20 protein-coding genes are annotated in these 22554 nt (G+C 55.3%); 10 read left to right on the forward strand and 10 right to left on the reverse strand.

Features of this window, described 5'->3' with window-relative positions:
• Positions 1–283: 283 nt before the first annotated feature.
• Together QCD60_RS20235 and QCD60_RS20240 are read left to right on the forward strand one after the other, a co-directional pair.
• On the forward strand, positions 284–1330 hold the full coding sequence (locus tag QCD60_RS20235) for an acyltransferase (RefSeq protein WP_279788041.1): 1047 nt from the start codon (positions 284–286) through the stop codon (positions 1328–1330).
• A 48-nt stretch (positions 1331–1378) separates the two neighbouring features.
• Entirely contained in the window at positions 1379–2422 is a 1044-nt protein-coding gene (locus QCD60_RS20240; RefSeq protein WP_279788042.1) for an acyltransferase, read from the forward strand.
• Positions 2423–2458: 36 nt separating this feature from the next.
• Here the strand turns inward: QCD60_RS20240 and QCD60_RS20245 are convergent, their stop codons facing one another.
• From QCD60_RS20245 to QCD60_RS20255, 3 genes are all read right to left on the reverse strand, one after another.
• Positions 2459–2944: a S24 family peptidase gene (locus QCD60_RS20245; RefSeq protein ID WP_279788043.1), complete on the reverse strand. Its 486-nt coding sequence runs from the start codon at positions 2942–2944 to the stop codon at positions 2459–2461.
• Positions 2945–3227: 283 nt separating this feature from the next.
• Positions 3228–4466, reverse strand: a complete 1239-nt coding sequence (locus tag QCD60_RS20250; RefSeq protein WP_279788044.1) for a YbiU family protein — start codon at positions 4464–4466, stop codon at positions 3228–3230.
• Positions 4467–4512: 46 nt separating this feature from the next.
• Positions 4513–5562: a LacI family DNA-binding transcriptional regulator gene (locus QCD60_RS20255; protein WP_279788045.1), complete on the reverse strand. Its 1050-nt coding sequence runs from the start codon at positions 5560–5562 to the stop codon at positions 4513–4515.
• Positions 5563–5944: 382 nt separating this feature from the next.
• Here QCD60_RS20255 and QCD60_RS20260 point away from each other — a divergent pair, with 382 nt between their 5' ends.
• The 5 genes from QCD60_RS20260 to QCD60_RS20280 all read left to right on the forward strand — a co-directional run bounded on the left by QCD60_RS20260 (position 5945) and on the right by QCD60_RS20280 (position 11530).
• A complete protein-coding gene (locus QCD60_RS20260) occupies positions 5945–7201 on the forward strand; it encodes an ABC transporter substrate-binding protein (RefSeq protein ID WP_279788046.1) in 1257 nt (418 codons plus the stop codon).
• A 187-nt stretch (positions 7202–7388) separates the two neighbouring features.
• Entirely contained in the window at positions 7389–8282 is an 894-nt protein-coding gene (locus QCD60_RS20265; RefSeq protein ID WP_279788047.1) for a sugar ABC transporter permease, read from the forward strand.
• Positions 8269–9156, forward strand: a complete 888-nt coding sequence (locus tag QCD60_RS20270; protein ID WP_104157129.1) for a carbohydrate ABC transporter permease — start codon at positions 8269–8271, stop codon at positions 9154–9156. Before QCD60_RS20265 ends, QCD60_RS20270 begins: the two co-directional genes overlap by 14 nt.
• Positions 9157–9515: 359 nt before the next feature.
• Positions 9516–10496, forward strand: a complete 981-nt coding sequence (locus QCD60_RS20275) for a Gfo/Idh/MocA family oxidoreductase (RefSeq protein ID WP_279788048.1) — start codon at positions 9516–9518, stop codon at positions 10494–10496.
• A 14-nt stretch (positions 10497–10510) separates the two neighbouring features.
• Complete coding sequence (locus tag QCD60_RS20280) at positions 10511–11530, forward strand: Gfo/Idh/MocA family oxidoreductase (protein WP_279788049.1); 1020 nt, start codon at positions 10511–10513, stop codon at positions 11528–11530.
• Here the strand turns inward: QCD60_RS20280 and QCD60_RS20285 are convergent.
• The gene (locus QCD60_RS20285) at positions 11506–11943 is read right to left on the reverse strand and encodes a hypothetical protein (protein WP_279788050.1); all 438 of its coding nucleotides are present in this window, start codon (positions 11941–11943) and stop codon (positions 11506–11508) included. The two genes, QCD60_RS20280 and QCD60_RS20285, sit on opposite strands and share 25 nt — an antisense overlap.
• 387 nt (positions 11944–12330) lie before the next feature.
• Here QCD60_RS20285 and QCD60_RS20290 point away from each other — a divergent pair, with 387 nt between their 5' ends.
• Complete coding sequence (locus QCD60_RS20290; RefSeq protein ID WP_279788051.1) at positions 12331–13467, forward strand: glycerate kinase; 1137 nt, start codon at positions 12331–12333, stop codon at positions 13465–13467.
• A gap of 19 nt (positions 13468–13486) precedes the next feature.
• On the opposite strand, the gene QCD60_RS20295 is transcribed toward QCD60_RS20290, so the two are convergent.
• The 5 genes from QCD60_RS20295 to QCD60_RS20315 all read right to left on the reverse strand — a co-directional run bounded on the left by QCD60_RS20295 (position 13487) and on the right by QCD60_RS20315 (position 18194).
• Positions 13487–13948, reverse strand: a complete 462-nt coding sequence (locus QCD60_RS20295) for a hypothetical protein (RefSeq protein WP_279788052.1) — start codon at positions 13946–13948, stop codon at positions 13487–13489.
• A gap of 104 nt (positions 13949–14052) precedes the next feature.
• The gene (locus QCD60_RS20300) at positions 14053–15084 is read right to left on the reverse strand and encodes a patatin-like phospholipase family protein (protein WP_279788053.1); all 1032 of its coding nucleotides are present in this window, start codon (positions 15082–15084) and stop codon (positions 14053–14055) included.
• Between the two features lie 161 nt (positions 15085–15245).
• Complete coding sequence (locus tag QCD60_RS20305; protein WP_279788054.1) at positions 15246–16799, reverse strand: sugar porter family MFS transporter; 1554 nt, start codon at positions 16797–16799, stop codon at positions 15246–15248.
• Positions 16800–17170: 371 nt separating this feature from the next.
• Positions 17171–17671, reverse strand: a complete 501-nt coding sequence (locus QCD60_RS20310) for a GNAT family N-acetyltransferase (RefSeq protein WP_279788055.1) — start codon at positions 17669–17671, stop codon at positions 17171–17173.
• 106 nt (positions 17672–17777) lie between these two features.
• Positions 17778–18194 (reverse strand): GNAT family N-acetyltransferase, encoded by a 417-nt coding sequence (locus tag QCD60_RS20315; RefSeq protein ID WP_279788056.1) that lies wholly within the window; start codon positions 18192–18194, stop codon positions 17778–17780.
• A gap of 259 nt (positions 18195–18453) precedes the next feature.
• On the opposite strand from QCD60_RS20315, the gene QCD60_RS20320 reads away from it, so the two are divergent.
• Entirely contained in the window at positions 18454–19254 is an 801-nt protein-coding gene (locus QCD60_RS20320) for a transporter substrate-binding domain-containing protein (protein WP_279788057.1), read from the forward strand.
• 71 nt (positions 19255–19325) lie between these two features.
• On the opposite strand, the gene QCD60_RS20325 is transcribed toward QCD60_RS20320, so the two are convergent.
• On the reverse strand, positions 19326–20759 hold the full coding sequence (locus QCD60_RS20325) for an NAD-dependent succinate-semialdehyde dehydrogenase (protein ID WP_279788058.1): 1434 nt from the start codon (positions 20757–20759) through the stop codon (positions 19326–19328).
• Positions 20760–21413: 654 nt separating this feature from the next.
• Between QCD60_RS20325 and hppD the strand changes: the two genes are divergently transcribed.
• Complete coding sequence (gene hppD, locus QCD60_RS20330) at positions 21414–22496, forward strand: 4-hydroxyphenylpyruvate dioxygenase (protein WP_279788059.1); 1083 nt, start codon at positions 21414–21416, stop codon at positions 22494–22496.
• Positions 22497–22554 lie beyond the last annotated feature (58 nt).

Below are 22554 nucleotides of genomic sequence, written 5' to 3' on the forward strand. Positions count from 1 at the left end.
TCTGCGATACTGTCGCCCGCAGGAGGCCACATACTCAAACAACCTCCTGTATCTCCCTTACCTGTCTATTTCTTACGTTAACGTTCTTTCCCTGAAGCTCTCTTCTTACTCTGGATTCAGCGAGCCTGTGATCCGGGGTGATGCTGCGCGCATGTCATGGTTCGGGCGTATTCGTCGTCGAGTAACACAGTGTAAGGGAATTCCCCGCGGGGGGAGCTGTTTATTCCTTTGGTTGATCGGCAATAATCGCCAAGGGGTGGTTGGGCGCATCGGAGCAGTGTGTGTGACAAAACGTATTGTCGAGTTTGATTATCTGCGTGGCATCGCCATCATCTATATCGTCCTGGGGCACTCCATTTCCAATTCCGGGCAGGGATTCCCGCTATGGCTGGAAAACCTGCTGCGTGGTGGTACGGGCGTCTTCGTTTTTGTCTCTGGCTTCTTCTTTCATCGCATTTTCTACCCTCGGTTTGCCTACAAGGACTTCATGCTGAAAAAGCTGCAAAACGTCTTTGTACCCTTTCTGGTGGTGTCGATGGTGGGCTTGCTACTGCAGAGTGGTGAGCTGACATTTATCCATCACAAAACATGGGATGTCGTGCTCGCTGCAGACTGGAAAACCCTGCAGACAGGCTTCGTGCTTTTTCCGCACTGGTACATTCCTTTCATCATGCTGACCTTCGCAGTATCACCCGTGCATAAGTGGTACATCGAGGCCAGGCCCGCCATACAATGGGCGCTGTTTGCTGCCAGTTTTATTGCCTCGGCACTGATCCATCGCGGCGAAGAAAACATCAACGTGATTCACTCGGTGTTTTATTTCACGCCTTTCTATCTGCTGGGCATTCTCTATTCCCAGTATCAGGACAGCTTCTATCGTCACGACAAAGCTATCCAGTGGCTGTGCTGGATCGTGATGATTCTGGCGGTCTATATGCAGACTTACGTGGATGCCCATGTCGGTAACTACCACAAGCCCGCCTTTGAGTGGCGTGGTGTGGACTGGCAGATGGTGCAGAAGATGGCGGCCTGCATTCTGTTGCTTGAGCTGAGCCGCTGGATGGTGGGTAAGCCCGGTGCGGATCACCTGCATTTTCTTGCCCGTATCAGCTTCGCTATTTTCTTCCTGCATCCTATTTTCGCGGTCATTATCGGCACCACCATCTGGTACGCCGGTACTCATTATGGTGTGCATTTGCCGCAGACACTGGGGTGGAGTCTGGGCTTCTCGCTGTTGATGTATCTCTATCTGATGTATTGCACCGTGGCTCTGGTGCTACTGCTGAAACGCTGCCTGGGAGAGCGCAGCCGTTGGGTAATGGGTTGGTAAGATGCCAGCCCTTTGCCATCCATTTTCGTGCTGCATGGAGTGACAGCCGTGAATCATCGTATCCTTGAATTCGACTATCTGCGTGGCATCGCCATCCTCTACATTTTATTAGGCCATTCCATCTACAACTCAAACGAAGGCTTTCCGGTACTGCTGGAGAACCTGCTGCGCGGTGGTACGGGAGTATTTGTCTTCGTTTCTGGCTTCTTTTTCCATCGGGTGTTCTATCGCCAGTTTGAATATCGCTCCTTCATGGTGAAGAAGATTCAGAATGTCTTCGTGCCTTTTCTGGTGATTTCTGCTGTCGCCATTGTGCTGCAAATGAATGAATGGCTGTTCATCCACGGCAATACCTGGGACGAAGCGCTGGAAATTGAATGGAAGATTCTCCGCGATGGCTACGTGCTGTTCCCGCACTGGTATATCCCTTTCATCATGCTGACCTTTTTGTTGTCACCATGGCATAAGGCCTATATCGAGAAGCCTCTGGCGCTGCAGCTTGGGTTGCTGGCACTGAGCAGTGTGGTGGCGGTTTTTCTCCAGCGTGGTGCTGACAACGGGCCGATACAGTCGCTGTTCTATTTCACCCCGTTTTACCTGCTGGGGATCCTGTACTCGCAGTATCAGGACTGGTTTGAGCGCAACAAGAAGCCATTACTGATGCTCTGTGCCGTGCTGGTACTGGTAGCACTATTCATGCAGACCTATGTGTTCTTTCATGTGGGCAACTACCACAATGCGCCGCTGCGTTTCCGTGGTGTGGACTGGCAGTTCATACAGAAAATGGCAATCTGCTTACTGTTGCTGGAGCTGAGCCGCTGGATGGTGGATAAACCGGGTGCAGATCATCTGCACTTTCTCGCCCGTATCAGTTTTGCGCTCTTCTTCCTGCATCCCTTCCTGTCGATGGTGGTGGCTGACGGGCTGCTATTTCTGCATAACGTCTTCGCTTTCGACATCCCGCATAACACCCCCTGGTCCATGGGAATGCTGGTGTTCCTGTTCCTGTTCCTGACGTATGGCACAGTTGGGTTGATTCTGTTACTCAAACGCTGGTTAGGTCATAACAGCCGCTGGGTCATGGGCTGGTAGTGCGCTACCTGACAAGGTGCCATCTGTCTGGGGTGGTTAATTGCGCAGCATCGAACGGATGACATGCGCAACCACCCCGAAAATCTCCAAATCCATACCATCGTTGACGCTGATCGGCAGCTGACGGGAGTTCAGGGGTAACAGGCGAAGCTGAGGTTGTGTCGCCAGCTTGCGTACCATGAATTGCCCGTTCAGACGCACTACCACCAGATCGCCATGGCGTGCCTGCAAGGCGCGATCAACCACCAGAATGTCATTGGGAGCAATGCCCATACCCTGCATAGCCTCGCCACTGGCGCGCAGGAAAAAGGTGGCTGTGGGGTGTTTCACACAGAGTTCATTCAGATCAAGCGGGTGATCAACGCTCTGTCCATCACGTTCTGGCAGGCTGGCGTAACCCTCGGTCACCATGTTTTTGTCTGTCTCACGTTGTGGCTGCGAACCGCTATGGTTGAACAGCAATGACAAGCCCAGGTTCCTGAAGAAACCGCTACGTCCCAGCAAGGTGATCTCATGCATCATGGCTGACCTCATTGAATGTTTAGACAGAAACGACGAATTACTGTGTTGGCTGTGTATTTATACAGTGGTTTGATGGGCGAGAAAAGATGGAAAGGATAAAAACACTGTATGAAAAAACAGTATTTCGGTAAGTTTTTGATTTTGAATGGCAGTAAATATCACTGAAAGGTACTGCAGGAAGGGACTATTGCAGGAAAGGGCTGCACCATGAGGCATCCACAGCCTCATGGTGCATTCAGTGATGTTTTGTATGCAGGCGCCAGAAGCACATCGTGAAGACGTCCTAATAGCCCATTTGCCGTTTGCCCAGTTCTGTCAGGTCGTCAGGCAAGGCTCTGCCAGTGAAGTCCACTTCGTAATTCTCCGGAGCAAAGTCTGGGGAGGATTTACCTGCTTCAAAGGCGGGCCGTTGCAGCGCCAGGAAGTCACGATTCTTCTGGCAGTCGGGAGCGGCGCCTATATAGATCACATTGCTGTAGCCCTGGCTTTTGTTGTGATCTTCGACACCATGAATCACATCCGGGTGCCACCACACGGTATCGCCGGGATAAACCGTTGGGATAGGCACAAAGGCCTGCAGCAACAGCTGATGATACTTTTCCGTAACGGACAGGGCGCGGCCGGCTTTGGCGCCACAGAGCTCATCGTCTGGCACATCATCCTGCAGTGCCCGCAGCAGCATCCAGGCCATGGCATCTGCGATGGGGACGAGGTTCAGTGTGCCATCTCCCGGACCTTGCTGGCTCATGGCCGTCCAGCCCTGATAGGTACGAAACATGCGGCAGACGGCCGGTGAGGGGATCTCCACGGCTTCGGTGCGGTACAGCGAGTCAAACGGCTGGTAGGCTGCCAGATCGCCACCGAATACATGGCGGTAGACCTGGCGGTAGCTGGGTTCGATCCAGCGTTCAATAGTGCCGCCATCGACATGAGGTGACAGACCCAGTGTTTTGTCCCCGGGTTCACGCTGGCGCGCACGATCAGCGTAGCTGCATTCCTGATCAGGATTGAAGACCTGCTGGCCGTCATATTCGAAAGTCCACAGCCGGTTGAGCCAGCGGCGGGTGAGAGCCAGCTGCTCCGACTGACGTGCCATTACCTGTGGTTTGGACCAGTACAGGCCAAAAATTTGCGGGCGGCCGCTGGCTAATGCACTGAAGTAGTTGTCGAGCCCGCGTTTTTCGACTTCCTTGCTGAAATAGTCATTCTCGTTGACGTACTCCATCAACTGACGATTCCACTCATCCACCTGTTCACGCGGGAACACATTGCGCACCACCACGCAGCCGCGGCGGCGAATGCGGGTCTTGAGTTCATCCATGCCTTCCTCCTGCAGGTCGGCAAAGTTCACCACCGGAATGGGGGATTCCCCGCTGGCGACGCAGGCCTGGATGTCCTCTACCTGCTGCTGGATGCGGGCCGTCATGGCGGCAAAGCGTTCTGGCAGGTCACTGATCTGTGCTTTCAGCAGGCGTTTGGCTTCAGCAATTCGAGGGCGGAACTGTTCGGGATCAAGGCTCATGGTGCAGGTCTCCAGAGGCTGATATTGGATTTATTGTGGGCGTCCGTTATTGCGGTAGTTGCAAGTGAGTAAGCACGGGCAGGGGCTCCGGCTGTTCACTGCTTCTGATCAGTTGCAGGATCTGTTCAGCCATGATGCCGCCTGCCTGTTGCAGGTTTTCCTTGAAGCGGATCAAGGGCAGGTTGAGATAGTCGCCGATGCTGGTGAGCTGTTTGATCGCAATATCCACATCGCTGCCAATGATGCGGCCGCGACGTTGCAGCAGGGAGATCACCGGCAAGGCGGCGGTTTCTTCGGGAATGAAAAACGCATCGCAGTCCTGCCAGACGGTATCGGCATAGGCATGAAGCAGTTCCGGCAAGGTGTTCAGATCCACTCCCTCGGCAATCAGCCGCGGCAGACCCGCTTCATGCATGGCACGGCTGTAGCCATCGAGAATATGCCCGCGGTAGGTGTTGCGCGCTGGCGGCAGGATCACCCGGATACGCGTGCGGCCGCGTGCTATCAGTGCCTGAGTGGCCTGATAGGCAAAGGTTTCATTGGCAAAATCACAGTAGCTGTGAGGCGTTACCATTTCGGTGCGACCGTGGGTGACAAAGGGAATGCCCACTTCGCTGAGGTATTTCACCCGCGGATCCTGTGGCTGGGTATGAGTCAGGATCAGACCATCCGCAGCACGACGCTCCACCAGATAGCGCACGGTATCCAGTGGGCTTTCGCCAGGTTGTTCAGGTACCACAATCAGGTGATAGCCGGAGTTGATCAGGCCGTCGCTCATGCCCAGCAGCATCAGGCGGGCAAAGGCGTGCAGCCGGTCTTCACGATTGAGGACAAAGGCGATGACCTGGGTCCGGCCGGTCTTCAGGCGCACCGCAGCCCGGTCCTGGTGATAGCCGAGACGTTTGGCGGTTGCCAGTATTTCCTCGCGGGTAGCCTCACGCATGGGGCTGCCGCCCGACAGGGCACGGGATACCGTCGCAATGGAAAACCCGGTGGCCGCTGCAATCGTCTTGATGGTGGCGGAAGCTCTGGTCGCCGATCCGCTGGTGGCTTTCATCGCTGTGCTGCGGTCGGGCTTATCGGCTGTACTGACCATCTCGGTGTCGTTACCTGTTCAGGGTCTTCTGCAGTGTGTTGTGAGCGCTGTTGCTGCTCACTTCCTGCGGCTGAGTCTCGGGTTAAAACAAAAATGAAAACGTTTTCATTTTGTGCGGAAACTATAGAGCAAGCACTCAGACAAGTACAACCTGACCCAGATAAAAATCCACTTTGACGAAAAACGATCTCTTTGCTAAGTCTTTATAGCCTATGAAAACGTTTACAGAGCGGGTCGGTTAATGCCTCTGCAGACGGTTCTTCAAATATCCGTTGAACCATCCTGTCGAGTGAACGAAGTCTGAAAGAGCTATGCCGTAAAAGAAGAGCCATGCAGTAAAAAGCGCCGCAAAGGCAGATTCCAAAAATAAGGAGAATAAGTAATGAATCTGAAGAAACTGGTCGCAGCGGTTGGTTGCGCCTCCATCGCATTGATTGCCGCACAGAATGTTCAGGCCGCCGGAAAGGTTGAGGTGCTGCACTGGTGGACCTCGGGAGGCGAGGCCAAGGCGCTCAATGTACTCAAGGATGATCTGCAGAAAAAAGGTATTACCTGGGAGGACATGCCCGTCGCTGGCGGTGGGGGTGAAGCCGCCATGACCGTTCTGCGTGCCCGGGTGGCCTCTGGCAATCCCCCTACAGCGGCGCAGATGCTGGGCTTTGATATTCAGGACTGGGGCGCGCAGGGGGTGGTAGCCAACCTTAATGATGTGGCCAGGGAAGAGAACTGGGATAACGTCATTCCTGCGGCCATCCAGCGCTTTTCCAAGTACGACGGTAAATGGATTGCGGCACCGGTCAACGTACACTCCACCAACTGGATATGGGCCAACAAGAAGATTTTTGATGAGCTTGGCCTGACTCCTCCTACTGATTTTGATGGCATGGTCAAGGCGCTGGATAAGATCAAGGCCGCTGGTTATATCCCGCTGGCTCATGGTGGTCAGGCCTGGCAGGACGCCACCCTGTTCGACAGCGTGGTAATGACGACAGGTGGCCCTGAGTTCTACCAGAAAGCGCTGATCGATCTTGATCAGGACGCCCTCAAGTCTGACACCATGAAGCAAGTGTTCGAGCGGATGCGTATTCTGCGCAGCTATGTGGACGACAACTTCTCAGGCCGTGACTGGAACCTGGCATCCGCTATGGTAATTGATGGCAAGGCCGGTATGCAGATCATGGGTGACTGGGCCAAGGGCGAATTCCTCAATGCCGGCAAGAAGCCCAATGAAGACTTCCTCTGCTTCCGTTTCCCCGGTACTCAGGGCACTGTCACGTTCAACTCTGATCAGTTTGTTATGTTCAAGGTTGGCGATGACCGTGCCGAAGCGCAAAAAGAGCTGGCCAAGGCCATCCTCTCTCCGACTTTCCAGAGTGCCTTTAACGTGGTCAAAGGGTCTGTGCCTGCACGCACCGATGTGTCGGATGCTGCCTTTGATGCCTGCGGCAAGAAAGGCATGGCAGATCTGAAAGAGGCCGCAGACAAGGGCACTTTGCTGGGCTCGATGGCACATGGCCATGCTGCACCTGCCGCGGTCAAAAATGCCATGTATGACGTGATCACTGCCCATTTCAACAGCGATATGTCCGCCGAAGAAGCCGTGAAGCAGCTAGCTGGCGCAGTGGCTGGCGCGCAGTAATTTGCGACTCGCCTTTGTCTCCTGTCGCTCTGAGCTGAAGCCCTGCCATTGATGGCATGGCCTCAGCTCACGGGCTCGGAATAACCATGTTGCCCCGGTGTGCTGCACCGGTGGCGACGAGGCGGCTGGCATTGCACCTGTCTGATTACAGGTGGAAGTCGACCCGGCCGCAACAGGGTCAAGAACCATGCAAAATTACCAACGTGATTGGCTCCAGCGCATGCTGCCCAGGTTGGCACTTTCTCCCAGTCTGGCGGTGATCCTGGTCTTTGTGTACGGCTTTATCGTCTACACCAGCTATCTGTCTTTCACCAATTCAAAAATGTTCGCCTCCACCGATCTTATCGGTCTGGAGAACTACGTCAGGCTGTTCAATTTACCGAACTGGCATCTGGCACTGAAAAATCTCGGTATTTTCGGTGGGCTCTACATCCTGATCTGCGTGTGTCTGGGCCTGTTTCTGGCCATCCTGCTGGATCAGAAAATTCGCGGCGAAGGGTTGATTCGTCCGGTGTATCTCTACCCGATGGCCGTCAGCTTTATCGTCACCGGTACCGCCTGGAAGTGGTTTCTCGACCCCAGCATCGGGCTCGAGCATGTCATGCACCTGTGGGGCTGGGACAGTTTCACCTTCCGCTGGATCAAGGAAACCAACACCGCCATTTATTGCGTGGTGATTGCGGCGGTGTGGCAGTCATCCGGTTTTGTGATGGCGATGTTTCTGGCCGGTTTGCGCGGTATCGACAATGAGGTGCTGAAGGCGGCTCAGGTGGATGGTGCATCGCCTTATCATATGTACCGGCGCATCGTGATTCCGATGCTGCGGCCGGTATTTCTGTCGGCGTTCGTGGTGCTGGCGCACATGGCCATCAAGTCCTATGACCTGATTATTGCCCTGACCAATGGCGGGCCGGGCAGGGCGACGGAGTTACCCGCCACGTTCATGTATTCGTATACCTTTACCCGCAATCAGATGGGAGTGGGGGCAGCATCAGCCGTCATCATGCTGATGACAGTAGCAGCGATCATTGTGCCTTATCTGTATTCCGAGCTGCGGGAGCGTCAACATGAGCGTAACTAGCAAAAGCGATGGCGCTGCCGTTCGCACCAGCCAGGTCATGCGGCGGGTCATTTATCTGGTACTGCTGCTCTTTGTACTGTTCTACCTGTTGCCGCTGTTTGTGATGGTGGTCAACTCGCTCAAACCCCTCGATGAAATTCGCAGTGGCAATATGCTGGCGCTACCTCATATGTGGACGCTGGAGCCCTGGCTGGAAGCCTGGTCGAAGGCGCAGATCGGCGTGCAGCCCACCGGCCTCAAGCCATACTTCGTCAACTCCATCCTGATCGTGGTGCCAGCAGTCATGCTGTCCACCCTGTTCGGAGCGATCAATGGTTATGTACTGACCAAGTGGCGCTTCCCCGGCCATAAACCGATATTTGGCCTGATGTTGTTCAGCTGCTTTATTCCTTTCCAGATCGTGCTGATTCCCGCTGCCAAGATTCTCGGCTGGCTGGGGTTGGGAGGCACCACCTGGGGGCTGGTGGCGGTGCATGTGGTCTATGGTCTGGGCTTTACCACCCTGTTCTTCCGCAATTACTACGAAGCCTTCCCGACCGAGCTGGTGCGTTCTGCACAGCTTGACGGAGCAGGGTTCTGGCAAATCTTCTACCGCATCTTACTGCCCAGCTCTGGCCCAATCATTGTGGTGACGGTGATCTGGCAGTTCACCAATATCTGGAACGATTTCCTCTTCGGTGCCTCGTTCAGTGACTACGACTCCCAGCCTATGACCGTCGCCCTCAACAATCTGGTGAACAGTTCCACCGGAGTGAAGGCCTATAACGTACATTTTGCCGGTGCCTTGCTGGCCGCCCTGCCCACACTCATCGTCTACGTGGTGTCAGGGCGTTATTTTGTCAGAGGTCTGATGGCGGGGTCAGTCAAGGGCTGACGGGCTGAGAGTCATCACGTTTTTCCACCTGACGCTGGGCCAGTAACGCTGTTACTGGCCCATTGCTGTCAGAAGGTGTTCGCGAGCACAGGGCAGACAGGGGCTGACGAAGGACTGTTACTCGTCAATGAGCTGGTAAGTCTGACAGGGGGCCGCGAAGGTCTTTCCAGCGCCGAGTGATGGGTGCACGGCTGATCATCAGCAAAATGTCATCGCCTGCTGGCATATACCGCTGAGCTGACCATAATCATTGATACTGCGTGCTTTTTGATGCTGCCCGACAGCCAACATCCTCTTTTTGCAGATCAGCAGTGTACGGGTGATCTGCATTTCCAGTGATCTGACAGGAGCTCCGCTTAATGCGTTTCGGAATTCTAGGTAATGCCAAGATTGCTCGTACTCAGGTGGCGCCAGCCATTATTGAGGCTGGCCATCAGATTCATGCCATTGCTTCGCGTTCGCAGGAGCAGGCGCAGGCATTCGCCGATATGTTCGGTGTAGCCCGGTGCTATGACAGTTACGAAGCCCTGTTGGCTGATGAGCAGATTGAGGCTGTCTATATTCCCTTACCCAACCACCTGCATGTGCCCTGGGCACTGAAAGCCATTCAGGCGGGTAAGCATGTGTTGTGCGAAAAACCTATTGCCCTCGATCTGGCGGATCTGCATCCGCTGCTGGATGCCGTCAAACACAGTGACCGCGTGGTGATGGAGGCGTTCATGGTCTGTCATCACCAGCAGTGGCAGGCCATTCATGACACCATTCTGCCCGCCATTGGCGACGTGCACGCGATCCATGCCATGTTCAGCTATGCCAATGATGATCCTGCCAACGTGCGTAATGTGGCCGAGTGGGGCGGCGGCGGTCTGCTGGATATCGGCTGCTATACCGTTCTGGCGGGTCTCTGGAGCTATGGCTGTGAGCCGCTGTCAGTGCAGAGCGTGATGGATATTGATCCACGTTTCGGTACTGACCGCCTCACCAGTGCACTGCTCGACTTTGGTCAGGGGCGTGTACTGAACATGACGGTGTCTACTCAGCTGGCCAAGTACCAGCGCATTGTTCTGATGGGGCGCAAAGGCTGGGCTGAGCTGGATGTGCCTTTCAATCCGGCGGTAGCAGGCACTCGTATTCGCATGGAAACGGGCGGTGAGCTGGGAACGGGTCTGGAAGTTCTGCTCCCTGCGCAGAACCAGTACGCGGCGATGGTCTCCGCCTTTGTCGAGCATACCGAATCCGGCAAGGGCTGGAACAATCTGCAGCAGTCCCATGCCCTGATTCAGGTGCTGGACAAGATTCGTATGAAGGCTCATGCACCGGTGCAGGGGGTTGTACTGTGACAGGAGGAAAAGCGATGAACAGCTCGATGAAGTGGGCAGTCGTTGGCGCCAGTACGATTGCCGCAGAGTGGATGATCCCTGCCATTCGCAGCCAGGGTGATGAGGTGGTGGCGCTCTTGTCGTCCAGCGAGAGCCGGGGGCTGGACTATGCTGGTCAGCATCTGATTGCTAACGCTTATACTGATCTTGCCACCCTGCTGGCAGAGCAGAAGCCGGATGCGGTCTATATCTCCACCACTAATGAGCTGCACCGTGATCAGTGTATTCAGGCGGCACAGGCGGGGGTGCATGTTCTGTGTGAAAAGCCACTGGCGCTTAATCTCGACGATGCGGTTGCCATGGTGCGTGCCTGTGAAGACGCCGGTGTGGTCATGGCGACCAATCACCATTTACGCCATGCCATTACCCATCAGGCGCTGCGCGAGCAAATAGCCAGCGGGGCGGTTGGCACGCCGTCGGCGGCAAGAGTGTTTCATGCCGTGAGCCTGCCGGAGCATTTGCGCGGCTGGCGGATAAACAAAGCCGATGCGGGAGGCGGCGTAGTACTGGATATCACTGTTCATAACGCCGATACCCTGGCATTTATTCTGGGCGAGTATCCCCTGTCGGTCATGGCCATGACCCAGAACACAGGGATGGGCGAAGGTATTGAGGACGGCGCCATGAGTGTCTGGCGTTTTCCTTCCGGGTTGCTGGCCTATACCCATGAGAGTTTTGCCACGCCTTTTGCCGATACCGGACTGGAAATTCATGGCGATCAGGGCAGTCTGGTGGCCAAGGGTGTGATGACGCAGCAGCCGACCGGTGATGTCTGGTTGCGCAATGGGGAAGGGCGGATGCGGTTGCCACTGGACCATCACAATCTTTATGAAGAGGGAGTCAGTCAGTTCCGTCAGGCTATCTGCTCTGGCAGCCATCCGGCGGCGGATGGCTGGGCAGGCGTTCGTTCACTGGCGGTGGCACTGGCCGTGCTGGCCTCTGCTCGCAGTGGCAAGGAAGAGGTCGTCGATTACGGTGCAGCGGCCCCGGGCTGAGCTGTCGGACGATAAGCCTGACAGCTGGCGGGCAGCCAGTACCAGGGCAACCTGACACCTGAGCAACGCCATTGAATGCTGCCCCCTTCGGTCAGGCTGGGGTTGAAGATCAGTCCGCCACCTGCAAAACGCTCGTCTTTCATGTTGACGCGCAGAATGCCATCCCGTTCCCTGATCTGGACACTGTCGATCATATCCGGCAGTGGTTTGCTGTAGCCTGCCTGTTTCAGATCCGCCGGGATGCGTTTGTTGAGCAGGTAATAGGCACCGATGTCGTCACCGATGGCGCGTGCTACCTGCTCGGCGGTGGCCAGCTCGCTTCTGGCCTGTTGTGCCTGATAGGCAGCAACGCTGCCCTGCACCGGTGTGACCAGCAGATAGCTGGCATAGAGAACGGAAAACAAATCAAGCATGGGGAAGCATCCTGCCTGCTCGCGAAGACGGCGTGTGGGTTGTCACGGTATGGGTGGTCATGGATTAGCCTGTGCAGGTATGGCCCGGAACAATATTGACTAGAACAACATTGCCTGAGGCAAAAGACTGAACGCTAATCCACAGTCCATAAAAGGGCTGTTATGGTACCTCCCACCCTTTCACGTGCATAGCCACTGGCTCCTTTCATCTGTATCAAAGCTTGTGCAAGGCAGGGAAAGCCCGCTATTTGTATAGGGGCCTGAGCACAACCTCATGTGCGCCTGCCATTTCGAGCAGGAGTGTCGACGGTGACAGGGCGTGTTCCTGTTCTGAAAGAGCAGGTCCAGACAGCTAACTGACAGCGACCCATCAACCAGGAGTAGCGGATGCACATTGTTATCGCCCCCGATTCATTCAAGGAATGCCTGACTGCCATGGAGGTAGCCGAAGCACTGGCCGACGGACTGCAAATGGCACTGCCGGATGCGCACTGTGAACTGGTCCCCATGGCTGACGGTGGCGAGGGAACCACCGCTACCCTGTTACAGGCGCTGGGGGGCGAGCGTGTTGATGTGGAGGTGCATGGGCCATTGGGTGGGAAAACCTGGGCCTATTTTGGCCTGATTGATCAGGGTAAGACCGCCGTTATGGAAATGGCTGAAGCCAGCGGATTGCATCTGGTGCCGCCCGATCAGCGCAATCCGTTGCTGACCAGCAGTTTTGGGACGGGGGAGTTGATTGAAGCGGCCCTGACGCGCGGGGCACAGCGTATTGTGCTGGGTATTGGCGGCAGCGCGACCAATGACGGTGGTGCAGGGATGCTGATGGCACTGGGAGCGACCCTGCTTGATCAGACCGGTGCACCGATTGCGCTGGGCGGCGCGGCACTGGCTACACTGGCCAGCCTTGATCTGTCGACGCTTGATGCGCGTCTGGCACAGATACAGATTGATATCGCCTGTGATGTGACTAACCCACTGTGTGGGGAGCGTGGGGCATCTGCTGTCTTTGGCCCACAGAAAGGAGCCAGCCCGGAGCAGGTGGTACAACTGGATCAGGCATTGCTGCACTTTGGCGCCATGCTGGCAGGTCAGAGTGGTCGTGATGCGCTTAATCACCCCGGTACAGGGGCGGCAGGGGGTCTGGGAGCTGGGCTGTTTGCCGGTCTGGGAGCGGAGTTACGACCGGGTATTGAGCTGGTCATTGATACGGTACAGCTGGAAGACAAGATTGCGGCAGCTGATCTGGTGCTGACAGGCGAAGGGCGCATTGATCATCAGACTATATACGGCAAGACTCCGTTTGGTGTGGCTCAGGTAGCACAGCGTCTGGGCAAGCCGGTGATTGCGGTGGCCGGTAGTGTAGGCGAAGGCTACGAGGTAGTGCATCAGCACGGTATCAACGCGGTATTCAGTATTAGCCCCGGGCCGCAGAGCCTGCTGCAGGCACTTGCCAACGGTAAGGAGCAACTGACCAGAACCGCACGTAATATCGGTGAAATGCTCAAGCTCCCTGCCAGATAGAGCAGAGCTTCTGGCTAGGTTACTTGTGCAGGATATAACGGGTTCTGACCTTGTTGCTGCCAACTACCGCGGTCAGTGTGCTGGCAAGCGTATCCATCCCGGTAAAGCCGCGCAGGCGCTGCACCTGTCCGAAGCGATGATGGACCAGAATGGAGTCGATATTTCTGAACTTACGTTGCAGGGTCAGACGGTCAATATCCGTCAGCAGGGTAGTGCGCAGGTTGTCGCCCTGGCTGACCTGCAGCTCTGTATCGGTAAGGGTGAGGTGGATATGCCCGGCTTCGTCGCGCCAGTAGGCCAGATGCTGATACTTGTGCCAGGCCAGCCAGAACATCATCGGTGCAAAGATATACATTTGATACTGGTTGTTCTTGTACCCCAGATACAGCGCACCGATTCCCAGGAGCACCAGCACGACGGCAAAGATCTGAATATTGCGCTGCTGGCTGCGAATAAAGGCGGGGCTGATGCTGAAAGTCATAGGGCGTGGCTCGGCAGTTAAGGCGAGGCCACACTATACCTTATCCCGCTGGGTATACCTCAACTCCCCTCGCGCGTGATGGCGGCGAGTCGCAGCGGTATATCTCAGAGGCCCTGACCAAACAAGGCTTTCAGGTCGATGGTAGAGTCTTTCCCCAGCTGCTGGCGGTGGCTGTCCATCCATAATGCCGCCTGCACGCGGCCCATATCACGCAACATCTCAAAGAAGGGTAGATAGGCCACCAGTTTGGACTCGGTCGGCAGGGCAAACATGCGTTCGTCAGGGTCGATCATATGGAAGCGGATACGGGCCAGATTGCGCTCCAGCCGGCCATAGGGTAGCCAGGATAATCCGGCAAAGTCGCGGGCCTGCACGATCATGCGCATTTCTCGCAGAAAGGCACTGTTAAAGGCAATGTCCATGGCGCGATTCTTTATTTCCTGTGCAGAGCGCGGCAGTTCTCCAAGGCGCATGGGAGACAGCAGAATGAGCAGGATGTCATCGCTCTTGCACTCATAGAACAGCGGAAAAATGGCCGGATTGGCTGAATAGCCGCCATCCCAGTAGGGTTCTCCTTCAATCTCGATTGAGTGATGCAGCGTCGGCAGGCACGCAGAGGCAAGCAGGGCATCAGCCGTTAGCTCGTGGCGATGAAACAGCCGCAGGTGCCCGGTATTGGCATTGGTGGCAGCGATAAACAGCCTGAACGGACTGCACTGGCTCAATCGGGCGAAGTCGAACTGGCTCTCAACAATCTTGCGCAGCGGATTGTGGTCCATGGGGTTGAGCTGGTAGGGCGAGAAGTAGTGGGTCAGGCCCATGACGAAGTTGAGGGCGGGTGATACGGTCAGCTGATCATTGTCATTCTGGCTGGCCAGCTGGAAAGGCGCACTGCTGGCGACCGCCTGCCAGAAATCCTGCAGCGCCTGTCGGGCACCTTCGCGGCCCTGTTCCATCCAGCCATGGGCCATGGCAACGGCATTCATGGCACCTGCGCTGGTGCCGCTGATACCTTCAAACTCGCAGTAGCCATCTTCCAGCAGATAATCCAGCACGCCCCAGGTAAACGCGCCGTGGGCACCTCCTCCCTGCAAGGCCAGATTCAACTGCGGATTCCGTTGGAAGAGTCGTGCCATCACTGTCTCCTTTGCTTTCTCGCTCGCCTGATCATCGCCGTCTGCAATGATTGTGCGGTGCGACATGGGAAAAGTTAATGGCTGATGCGTTACAAATTAGTTGAATCAGTGAACACGTCAGCGGAGCAGCCCTTTCAGCTGCTCCGCTTTGGCTGAGGTGCTCAGTCTGCTGCCAGAGAGCGTGACTTCTTGCTGCTGACTGTCTCGCTGTCAGGGTGATGAGAGGGGGTGTTCACCCTGGAAAGCATGTGCTCTTCCATGTTTTCCAGCTCGACCCCTTTGGTCTCGGGCAGGTAGCGGCTGACAAAGAAGAAGGCGACAAACATGCAGGCGACAAAAATCCACATCGGGAAAGCGCCATTGAAATGTTCTTGCAGCCAAGCGTTATCAAGCAGTATGGGAAATAGCTGACCGATGAGGAAGTTGCTGATCCACATGGCGGTGACGGCCATCGACATACCGTACGAACGCATGTGATTGGGAAATACTTCAGAAATAACGATCCATGCGCCCAGAGCCCAGGAAATGGCAAAGAAGATCATGAACAGTAACATCCCTGACAGGGTCAGGTAGCCTGCGGTAATGGCTGCCTCGCCACTCAGTCCTTTGGCAGCATAGATGTAATAGGATGTGATCGACAGACCCACCGCCGCGCCGACAGCACCAATCTTCAACAACGGCACCCGGCCAACACGATCCATCAGGAAGGCGCCGATACCCGTGCCAATCAGCTGGACAACGCCTATCCAGATCGTCATGAACATCGCTGACTCGTTATCCCCAGTGACACGCTCAAGTACCATCGGGGCGAAGTACATCATGATGTTGACGCCACTCAGCTGTTGCAGAACCGCTACACCGGCGGCGATCCCCGTAATGATCCAGAATCGACGACTGCGTAGCAGGTGATCTTCTGTGGCACGCTGCCGACTGAGGCGTTCGGCTGACAGTGAGGCACGAATATCCTGTATGCAGCGGTCGGCATAGGCATGGCCGCCAATCTTGCACAGTGTCGCTCTGGCTTCCGCGTCACGGTTTTTCATTACCAGCCAGCGTGGAGACTCGGGAATCAGCAGGGATACCAGGCAGAACAGCAGACAGGGGATGACTTCCGAGCCAATCATAACGCGCCAGCCCATATCGACCAGCCATGCCTGACTGGTACCTTTCGCGATCAGGAAGTTGATGATGAAAATCACGACCTGGCCGAAGACGATGGCAAAATTCTGCATGCCGATGGTGCGCCCCCTCAAGGCGGAGGGTGAAACTTCGGACATGTACATCGGCGACACTGCCGATGCGACACCGACAGCAACGCCACCGATCATTCGATAGATAACGAACCACAGGAAGCTGTCGACGACAGCCGCACCCAGCGCTGAGACGGTAAACAGCAGCGCGGCAATCATGAGCGTGAGCTTGCGGCCGAAGCGGGAGGCCATCTGGCCTGATATCAGCGCACCGAGAATGCAACCGATGGCGACGTTGGATACTGCCCAGCCTGTCCCGGCAGGGCTCAGATCAAAATATTCGGTGATCGGGTTGATGGCGCCGGAGATGACGGCGGTGTCATAGCCGAAAAGCAGGCCGCCAATAGCTGCCACTCCGCAGATGGAGAGCAAAAAGCGAAGATTGAATGAATTGCACTCAGACATGGTTGCCCCTGTGACTTTAAAAGTGGAAGTGATGTTTGTTGTTCGTTGTTTTTTCCACATGTGGCATATGGCATCTGAATATTGTCTTTATTATGTCGATGTGCATTTAAGCAGGGTGTTCTACAGATGCGACGCAATTGAGATCGATAAAAAGTTAATTCCCTCTATAGGGCTCCTTTGGTGGGTGTGGACGGGGGTAGTGTCACTCTTTCAGCTCAGGCTACAAGCACCGATCTACCATTAAGTATTTGAAATTAATGCAGTTAAAGCCTGTTCAATGGCCTGCTCAACGGTCAGCAAGGACTGGCCATGAGAGGCTCTCAGCATTGAAGAGGTTGCGTCGCTGCTAACGGAAAATAAGGATTCTTGTGGGGAAGTAAAGTGTCAGGCTATTCACTAATACGTTAGTTATATGTCTGATAGGGATATTTCTACAGGCGTAATTCCATTTCCTGCTCGTTGACTGACATCCCCCAGCGTCTGCTGTGATGCTCGTCTGTCAGCCTGAATCCTGCCTTGTCATACAGCTGTCTGGCTCGTTGCAGGCCTTCAAATGTATGCAGAAAGATAGTTTGGTAGTGGTGCTGGCGACAGAAGGCCAGCGCCCGCTGCAACAGGGTCTTGCCAACACCGGTCCCGCGTAAGGGCTCATCCAGCATAAACCAGCGCAGCTGTGCGCCACGCTTCTGCAGATGCAGACTGTCTACGGCAATACAGCCTGCCAGCTTGTCCTCGAACAGGGCGCAAAGCAGGCAATCCTGGCGGTCATCAAAACGTTCGGCAAAGGCAGCGATTTCCATCGCCAGTTGTGACTCGAAGTAGAGACCGAAATTCCACTCTGCAGCGTAGTACTCGGCATGCATCGCCACCATGTTGCCAATCACGCCGGGAAAAAAGCCGGGTCGGATGTGTACTGTGTTGATGTCAGCCATGTCCACACCTGTATTTGCCAATGCATTCTGTTGACTAGCGTTGTTGGGCACTGGCTTGCTGCATAGTGAACAGGTTCTGCACCTGCCAGCGCCCGCTGATGCCCAATCAAGTATAGAGCTTGTGCATGAAGTAGCGCTGGTGGCCGGGAGGAAAGTTCTCTATCTGACCGACCACAGTGAAGCCAAGGCGGGCGTAGAACTCTCTTCCCTGAAACGACAGGGTGTCCACTTGTGCGGCGGTGCAGCCGCGTGCCCGTGCTTCCTGCTCTGCCGTTTCCATCAGTTGACGACCCAGGCCGCCGCGACGGTTGTCTGCCGCCACCCACACCACTTCAACCAGAAAGTGACCATAAATGGTACGGCCACCGACGCCGCCGACCAGCTCCTCCCTGTCATTCCAGGCCAGCACGTTTAAGGGGCGGGCATCGTTATAGCCCATGACCTCGGTGTTGTACTGGCGGACCAGGGTATAGAGCTGTTTGACGGCGTCTTCCTGAGGTGAATCAAAACACTGGATTTTCATGGGTTTACATCCATTTAAGCAAACGATGGCAAGCGCTTTCGGTAAATCATCGGGTGGATGGAACTGTCGTATTCTGCAGTCAACACAAGGCAGGTCTGCAGCCAAGTTGTAAACGGCGCTGATAGTGCAGTGGTTGACACCATTGGCGGTATCGCGGCCAGACGTGCGGTCTATACTTTAGCCGTTGTTGATAAATCTTCCTGATATCGGCTGGGCTGATGATCAGGGCATAAGTTTCATTCCATATCAGGGCGCAGTCATGGCATGCAGTTGTATAACGCACAGAATTGCTGCTGTTCTGATCTGGTTCCTGCTTGGTACGGGAACATTGCAGGCGGCGCCGCTGCTGATTGCAACCGATGAGTTACCACCCTATACCAGTCGCAATCAGGCCGACAGCTTTCTCACCGATTTGTTGGCTGCGGTCGGTGAGCAAATGGGCGAACCATTGGTGATGACCTTCATGCCGTGGAAGCGGGCGGAGTCCTCTGTGGAAGACCAGAGCGTATGGGCAGCAGTCCCTTATGTGCCCACTGAAGAACGTAAGAAGAAGTTCCTTTTCTCTGACCCCCTCTACAGCAAACAGACCAAATTCTTTTACTACAGTGCCAGCTGTAAACCCATCGATATCCAGTTCGAGGTGTTGAAGGACCTGCGCATCTTCCGTATCGGTGCAGTGCGGGGCTATTACTACGAGCAGATGTTTAACGATGCCAAATTGTATGTGGAATACGTGAACGGCGAAGTGCAGAACTTCCATAAATTGCGCGAAGGGCGGATTGATCTTACACCTGCTCTGGAGGCTGTGGGCTGGTACCTGATCAGGAAAGAATTTGGTAAAGCACAGGCCAAGTGTTTCTTTACCCTGCAAATGCCGCTACAGACCGGCGCCAACTATCTGATGATGTCGCGTCACTGGCCTGACGCCGAGCAGGTGCTTGCCCGGTTCAACGAAGCACTGCGTGCGCTCAAGGCTAACGGTACTTATCAGCGTATTGCTGAACAGCATGGCATTATCATGCCGTACATCGCCTTGCAGGACGGGCAGACCAGCCCCTGAAAGGCACGCGCCTGGCGCAACCATGGCCTGCCCGCCAGAAAGCGAGCAGGCCATGAACAGGGGCTAAAGGATTAACGTCCGGCAGTGGTCACAAAGCGGGTATCGAGATACGACTCGATCGCTTCGCTGCCTCCTTCGGTGCCATAGCCTGAATCCTTCATGCCGCCGAAAGGTACTTCCGGCAAGGCGAAGCCGAGATGGTTAATGGTCAGCATGCCGCTTTCAATGTCATTCGTCAGTGCGGTAATGGTGGCGTGGGAGCGCGTGTAGGCATAGGCCGCCAGACCGTAGGGCAGACGGTTGGCCTCGGCCATCGCTTCATCGTAATGGGTGAACGGATTGATCAGCGCTACCGGGCCAAAGGGTTCGTCTGTCATGGCACGGGCGGTCATTGGTACGTCGCTCAGCACGGTGGGCTCGAAGAAGAATCCGGCTCCGTCAATACGCTTGCCACCGGTTCTGACGGTGGCTCCTTTCTCTACGGCGTCGTTAACAAAGCGCTCGATGGATTCCAGGCCACGCTTGTGTGCCATCGGGCCCATGGTGACGCCTTCGTCCAGACCATTACCTACTTTCAGCTTCTGTACTTCCGCAACAAATTTCTCAATGAATTGCTCATAAACGTCTGCATGCACCAGAAAGCGGGTAGGGGAGATACACACCTGTCCGGAGTTACGGAATTTGGCACCAGCCAGATCGCGGGCTGCTGCATCCAGATCGGCATCGGCAAAGACCAGCACGGGGGCGTGGCCACCCAGCTCCATGGTAGCCTTTTTCATGTGCTGACCCGCCAGTGCTGCCAGATGCTTGCCTACTGGGGTAGAACCGGTAAAGGAGATCTTGCGAATCACCGGATGGGGGATCAGGTATTCGGAAATTTCTGCGGGTACGCCATACACCAGGTTGATTACACCCGCAGGGAGACCTGCATCAGCAAAGGCACGAATCAGTTCGGCAGGTGACGCGGGGGTATCTTCCGGGCCTTTGACAATAAACGAACAACCTGCCGCCAGTGCTGCAGACAGCTTGCGTACCACCTGATTGATAGGGAAGTTCCAGGGGGTGAATGCGGCTACCGGGCCAACAGGCTTTTTGAAGGTCAGCTGCTGGACGTCAGGCTGACGCGAAGGAATCACCTGACCGTAAGTGCGGCGTGCTTCTTCGGCAAACCAGTCAATGGTATCAGCAGCACCCAGTACTTCGGCTTTGGATTGGGCCAGCGGTTTGCCCTGTTCCAGTGTCATCAGCTGGGCAATGTGATCAGCACGCTCGCGCAGCAGGTCCGCCGCTTTGCGCATGATCTTGCTGCGCTGTACCGGCGAGCTGTCTTTCCAGCCATCGAAACCGCTTTGTGCAGCGGCCAGTGCCTTGTCCAGATCGGCTTTCTCGGCGTGAGCAATATGGCCGATCACTTCTTCAGTGGCAGGGTTGATGACCGCAATGGTCTTGCCGCTCTGGGCATCTTGCCATTCACCGTTGATAAACAGCTGTACGTTGGGATACATGTGTGGCTCCGTTAAGTAGTCCGATGTGACAAGTAGGCAAGATCTGCGCCTTGCTGGGTTCTAACATACGGGTTAAGCATGTCAAAGCCGGACAGTCGTTATGGGGGTAGCCACGTCTGATTCATAGAGGCAGCGGCGATGAATCAGACTGTTGCGATAACTGCGGTTAGTTCATAGATGAGACAGCGGACAGGTCCGGCCCTTGTACTGCATTGAATAAGGCTCATAAACAGAAAGAGTGTGTTGGATTTTGCTGTCCTGGCTTGACTCAGGTCGTCAGCTGGGTAGTATGGCTTTCAAATTGCGTAATTAAATTTCTATATGCGTAATTTATTACGTGGCCGACATGGCTGCCAATCATCAAACAGTGCTATCAGGTATCAAGACTATGCAGCACTACGGATTCCAGCTTCTGATCGGTGACTACCTTGCCCGCAGTGTGCGTGGCATTGTCTGTGCGCCTCCCTCTTTCTGCTCCTGACACCGGGCGTACCGCGGCCCTTTCCGGGGGCGCTGTTTATGAGCATTCAACCGGTGTCTTTATCCTCCAGGCAACCGATGCAGCCGTGATGCATCTTCGCACTGCCAGCTTCAGCGCATACTGATGCAAATCTGCGAGCAGTGCTTCCATACAAGAATAACGAGGAACAGAACATGTCTGATTTATTTGAAAACCCCATGGGGCTGATGGGTTTCGAGTTTATTGAGCTGGCTTCGCCCACGCCCGGCGTGCTTGAGCCTGTGCTGGCCATGATGGGTTTTACTAAGGTAGCGGTGCATCGCTCCAAAGCGGTGGAGCTTTATCGCCAGGGTGATATCAATCTGGTCGTCAACAGTGAGCCTAAGAGCAACGCCGCTTACTTTGCCTCAGAACATGGCCCATCGGTCTGCGGTATGGCTTTCCGGGTGCGGGACTCCCATCACGCCTATGCCAAAGCGCTGGAACTGGGCGCGCAGCCAGTGGAGGTACCGACCGGCCCCATGGAACTGCGTCTGCCTGCAATCAAGGGCATCGGTGGCGCTCCTCTGTACCTGATTGACCGATTCGGTGATGGTTCATCCATCTACGATATCGATTTCAACTATATCGAGGGTGTGGACCGTCATCCGCAAGGTGCGGGTCTGAAACTGATCGATCACCTTACTCACAACGTCTACCGTGGTCGTATGGCCTACTGGGCCGGGTTCTACGAGAAGCTGTTCAACTTCCGTGAGATTCGCTATTTCGATATCAAAGGCGAATACACCGGCCTTACCTCGAAGGCGATGACGGCACCCGATGGCATGATTCGTATTCCACTTAACGAGGAGTCATCCAGAGGTGCGGGGCAGATTGAAGAGTTCCTGATGCAGTTCAACGGTGAAGGTATCCAGCATGTGGCTTTCCTTACCGACAACCTGCTGCACACCTGGGACAAACTGAAAGACCTGGGTATGCGGTTTATGACGCCTCCACCCAATACCTACTATGAGATGCTGGAAGAGCGCCTGCCGGGTCACGGTGAGCCAACCGATGAGCTGAAGGCCCGAGGTATTTTGCTGGATGGCTCATCTGAGCCGGGTGATCGCCGATTGCTGCTGCAGATATTCTCAGAAACCCTGCTGGGGCCGGTTTTCTTCGAGTTTATCGAGCGCAAGGGTGACAGTGGCTTCGGCGAAGGTAACTTCAAGGCGCTGTTTGAATCGATTGAGCGTGATCAGATTCGCCGTGGTGTGTTGGATGCAGAGTCAGCCTGATCGCCGATGACGTAAAGTGCCGCCAGGATCTATGGCGGCACTTCAGACCGTGAAGACG

Origin of the sequence: Pokkaliibacter sp. MBI-7, from assembly GCF_029846635.1 — a bacterium.
Lineage (GTDB): Bacteria > Pseudomonadota > Gammaproteobacteria > Pseudomonadales > Balneatricaceae > Pokkaliibacter.

Coding starts and splice junctions, on each gene's coding strand:
- QCD60_RS20270 (WP_104157129.1), top strand. CDS start 8,269: ATGAGCGTAACTAGCAAAAGCGATGGCGCTGCCGTTCGCACCAGCCAG.
- hppD (WP_279788059.1), top strand. CDS start 21,414: ATGTCTGATTTATTTGAAAACCCCATGGGGCTGATGGGTTTCGAGTTT.
- QCD60_RS20260 (WP_279788046.1), top strand. CDS start 5,945: ATGAATCTGAAGAAACTGGTCGCAGCGGTTGGTTGCGCCTCCATCGCA.
- QCD60_RS20275 (WP_279788048.1), top strand. CDS start 9,516: ATGCGTTTCGGAATTCTAGGTAATGCCAAGATTGCTCGTACTCAGGTG.
- QCD60_RS20325 (WP_279788058.1), bottom strand. CDS start 20,759: ATGTATCCCAACGTACAGCTGTTTATCAACGGTGAATGGCAAGATGCC.
- QCD60_RS20250 (WP_279788044.1), bottom strand. CDS start 4,466: ATGAGCCTTGATCCCGAACAGTTCCGCCCTCGAATTGCTGAAGCCAAA.
- QCD60_RS20320 (WP_279788057.1), top strand. CDS start 18,454: ATGGCATGCAGTTGTATAACGCACAGAATTGCTGCTGTTCTGATCTGG.
- QCD60_RS20265 (WP_279788047.1), top strand. CDS start 7,389: ATGCAAAATTACCAACGTGATTGGCTCCAGCGCATGCTGCCCAGGTTG.
- QCD60_RS20285 (WP_279788050.1), bottom strand. CDS start 11,943: ATGCTTGATTTGTTTTCCGTTCTCTATGCCAGCTATCTGCTGGTCACA.
- QCD60_RS20295 (WP_279788052.1), bottom strand. CDS start 13,948: ATGACTTTCAGCATCAGCCCCGCCTTTATTCGCAGCCAGCAGCGCAAT.
- QCD60_RS20280 (WP_279788049.1), top strand. CDS start 10,511: ATGAACAGCTCGATGAAGTGGGCAGTCGTTGGCGCCAGTACGATTGCC.
- QCD60_RS20310 (WP_279788055.1), bottom strand. CDS start 17,671: ATGGCTGACATCAACACAGTACACATCCGACCCGGCTTTTTTCCCGGC.
- QCD60_RS20315 (WP_279788056.1), bottom strand. CDS start 18,194: ATGAAAATCCAGTGTTTTGATTCACCTCAGGAAGACGCCGTCAAACAG.
- QCD60_RS20245 (WP_279788043.1), bottom strand. CDS start 2,944: ATGATGCATGAGATCACCTTGCTGGGACGTAGCGGTTTCTTCAGGAAC.
- QCD60_RS20305 (WP_279788054.1), bottom strand. CDS start 16,799: ATGTGGAAAAAACAACGAACAACAAACATCACTTCCACTTTTAAAGTC.
- QCD60_RS20290 (WP_279788051.1), top strand. CDS start 12,331: ATGCACATTGTTATCGCCCCCGATTCATTCAAGGAATGCCTGACTGCC.
- QCD60_RS20300 (WP_279788053.1), bottom strand. CDS start 15,084: ATGGCACGACTCTTCCAACGGAATCCGCAGTTGAATCTGGCCTTGCAG.
- QCD60_RS20255 (WP_279788045.1), bottom strand. CDS start 5,562: ATGGTCAGTACAGCCGATAAGCCCGACCGCAGCACAGCGATGAAAGCC.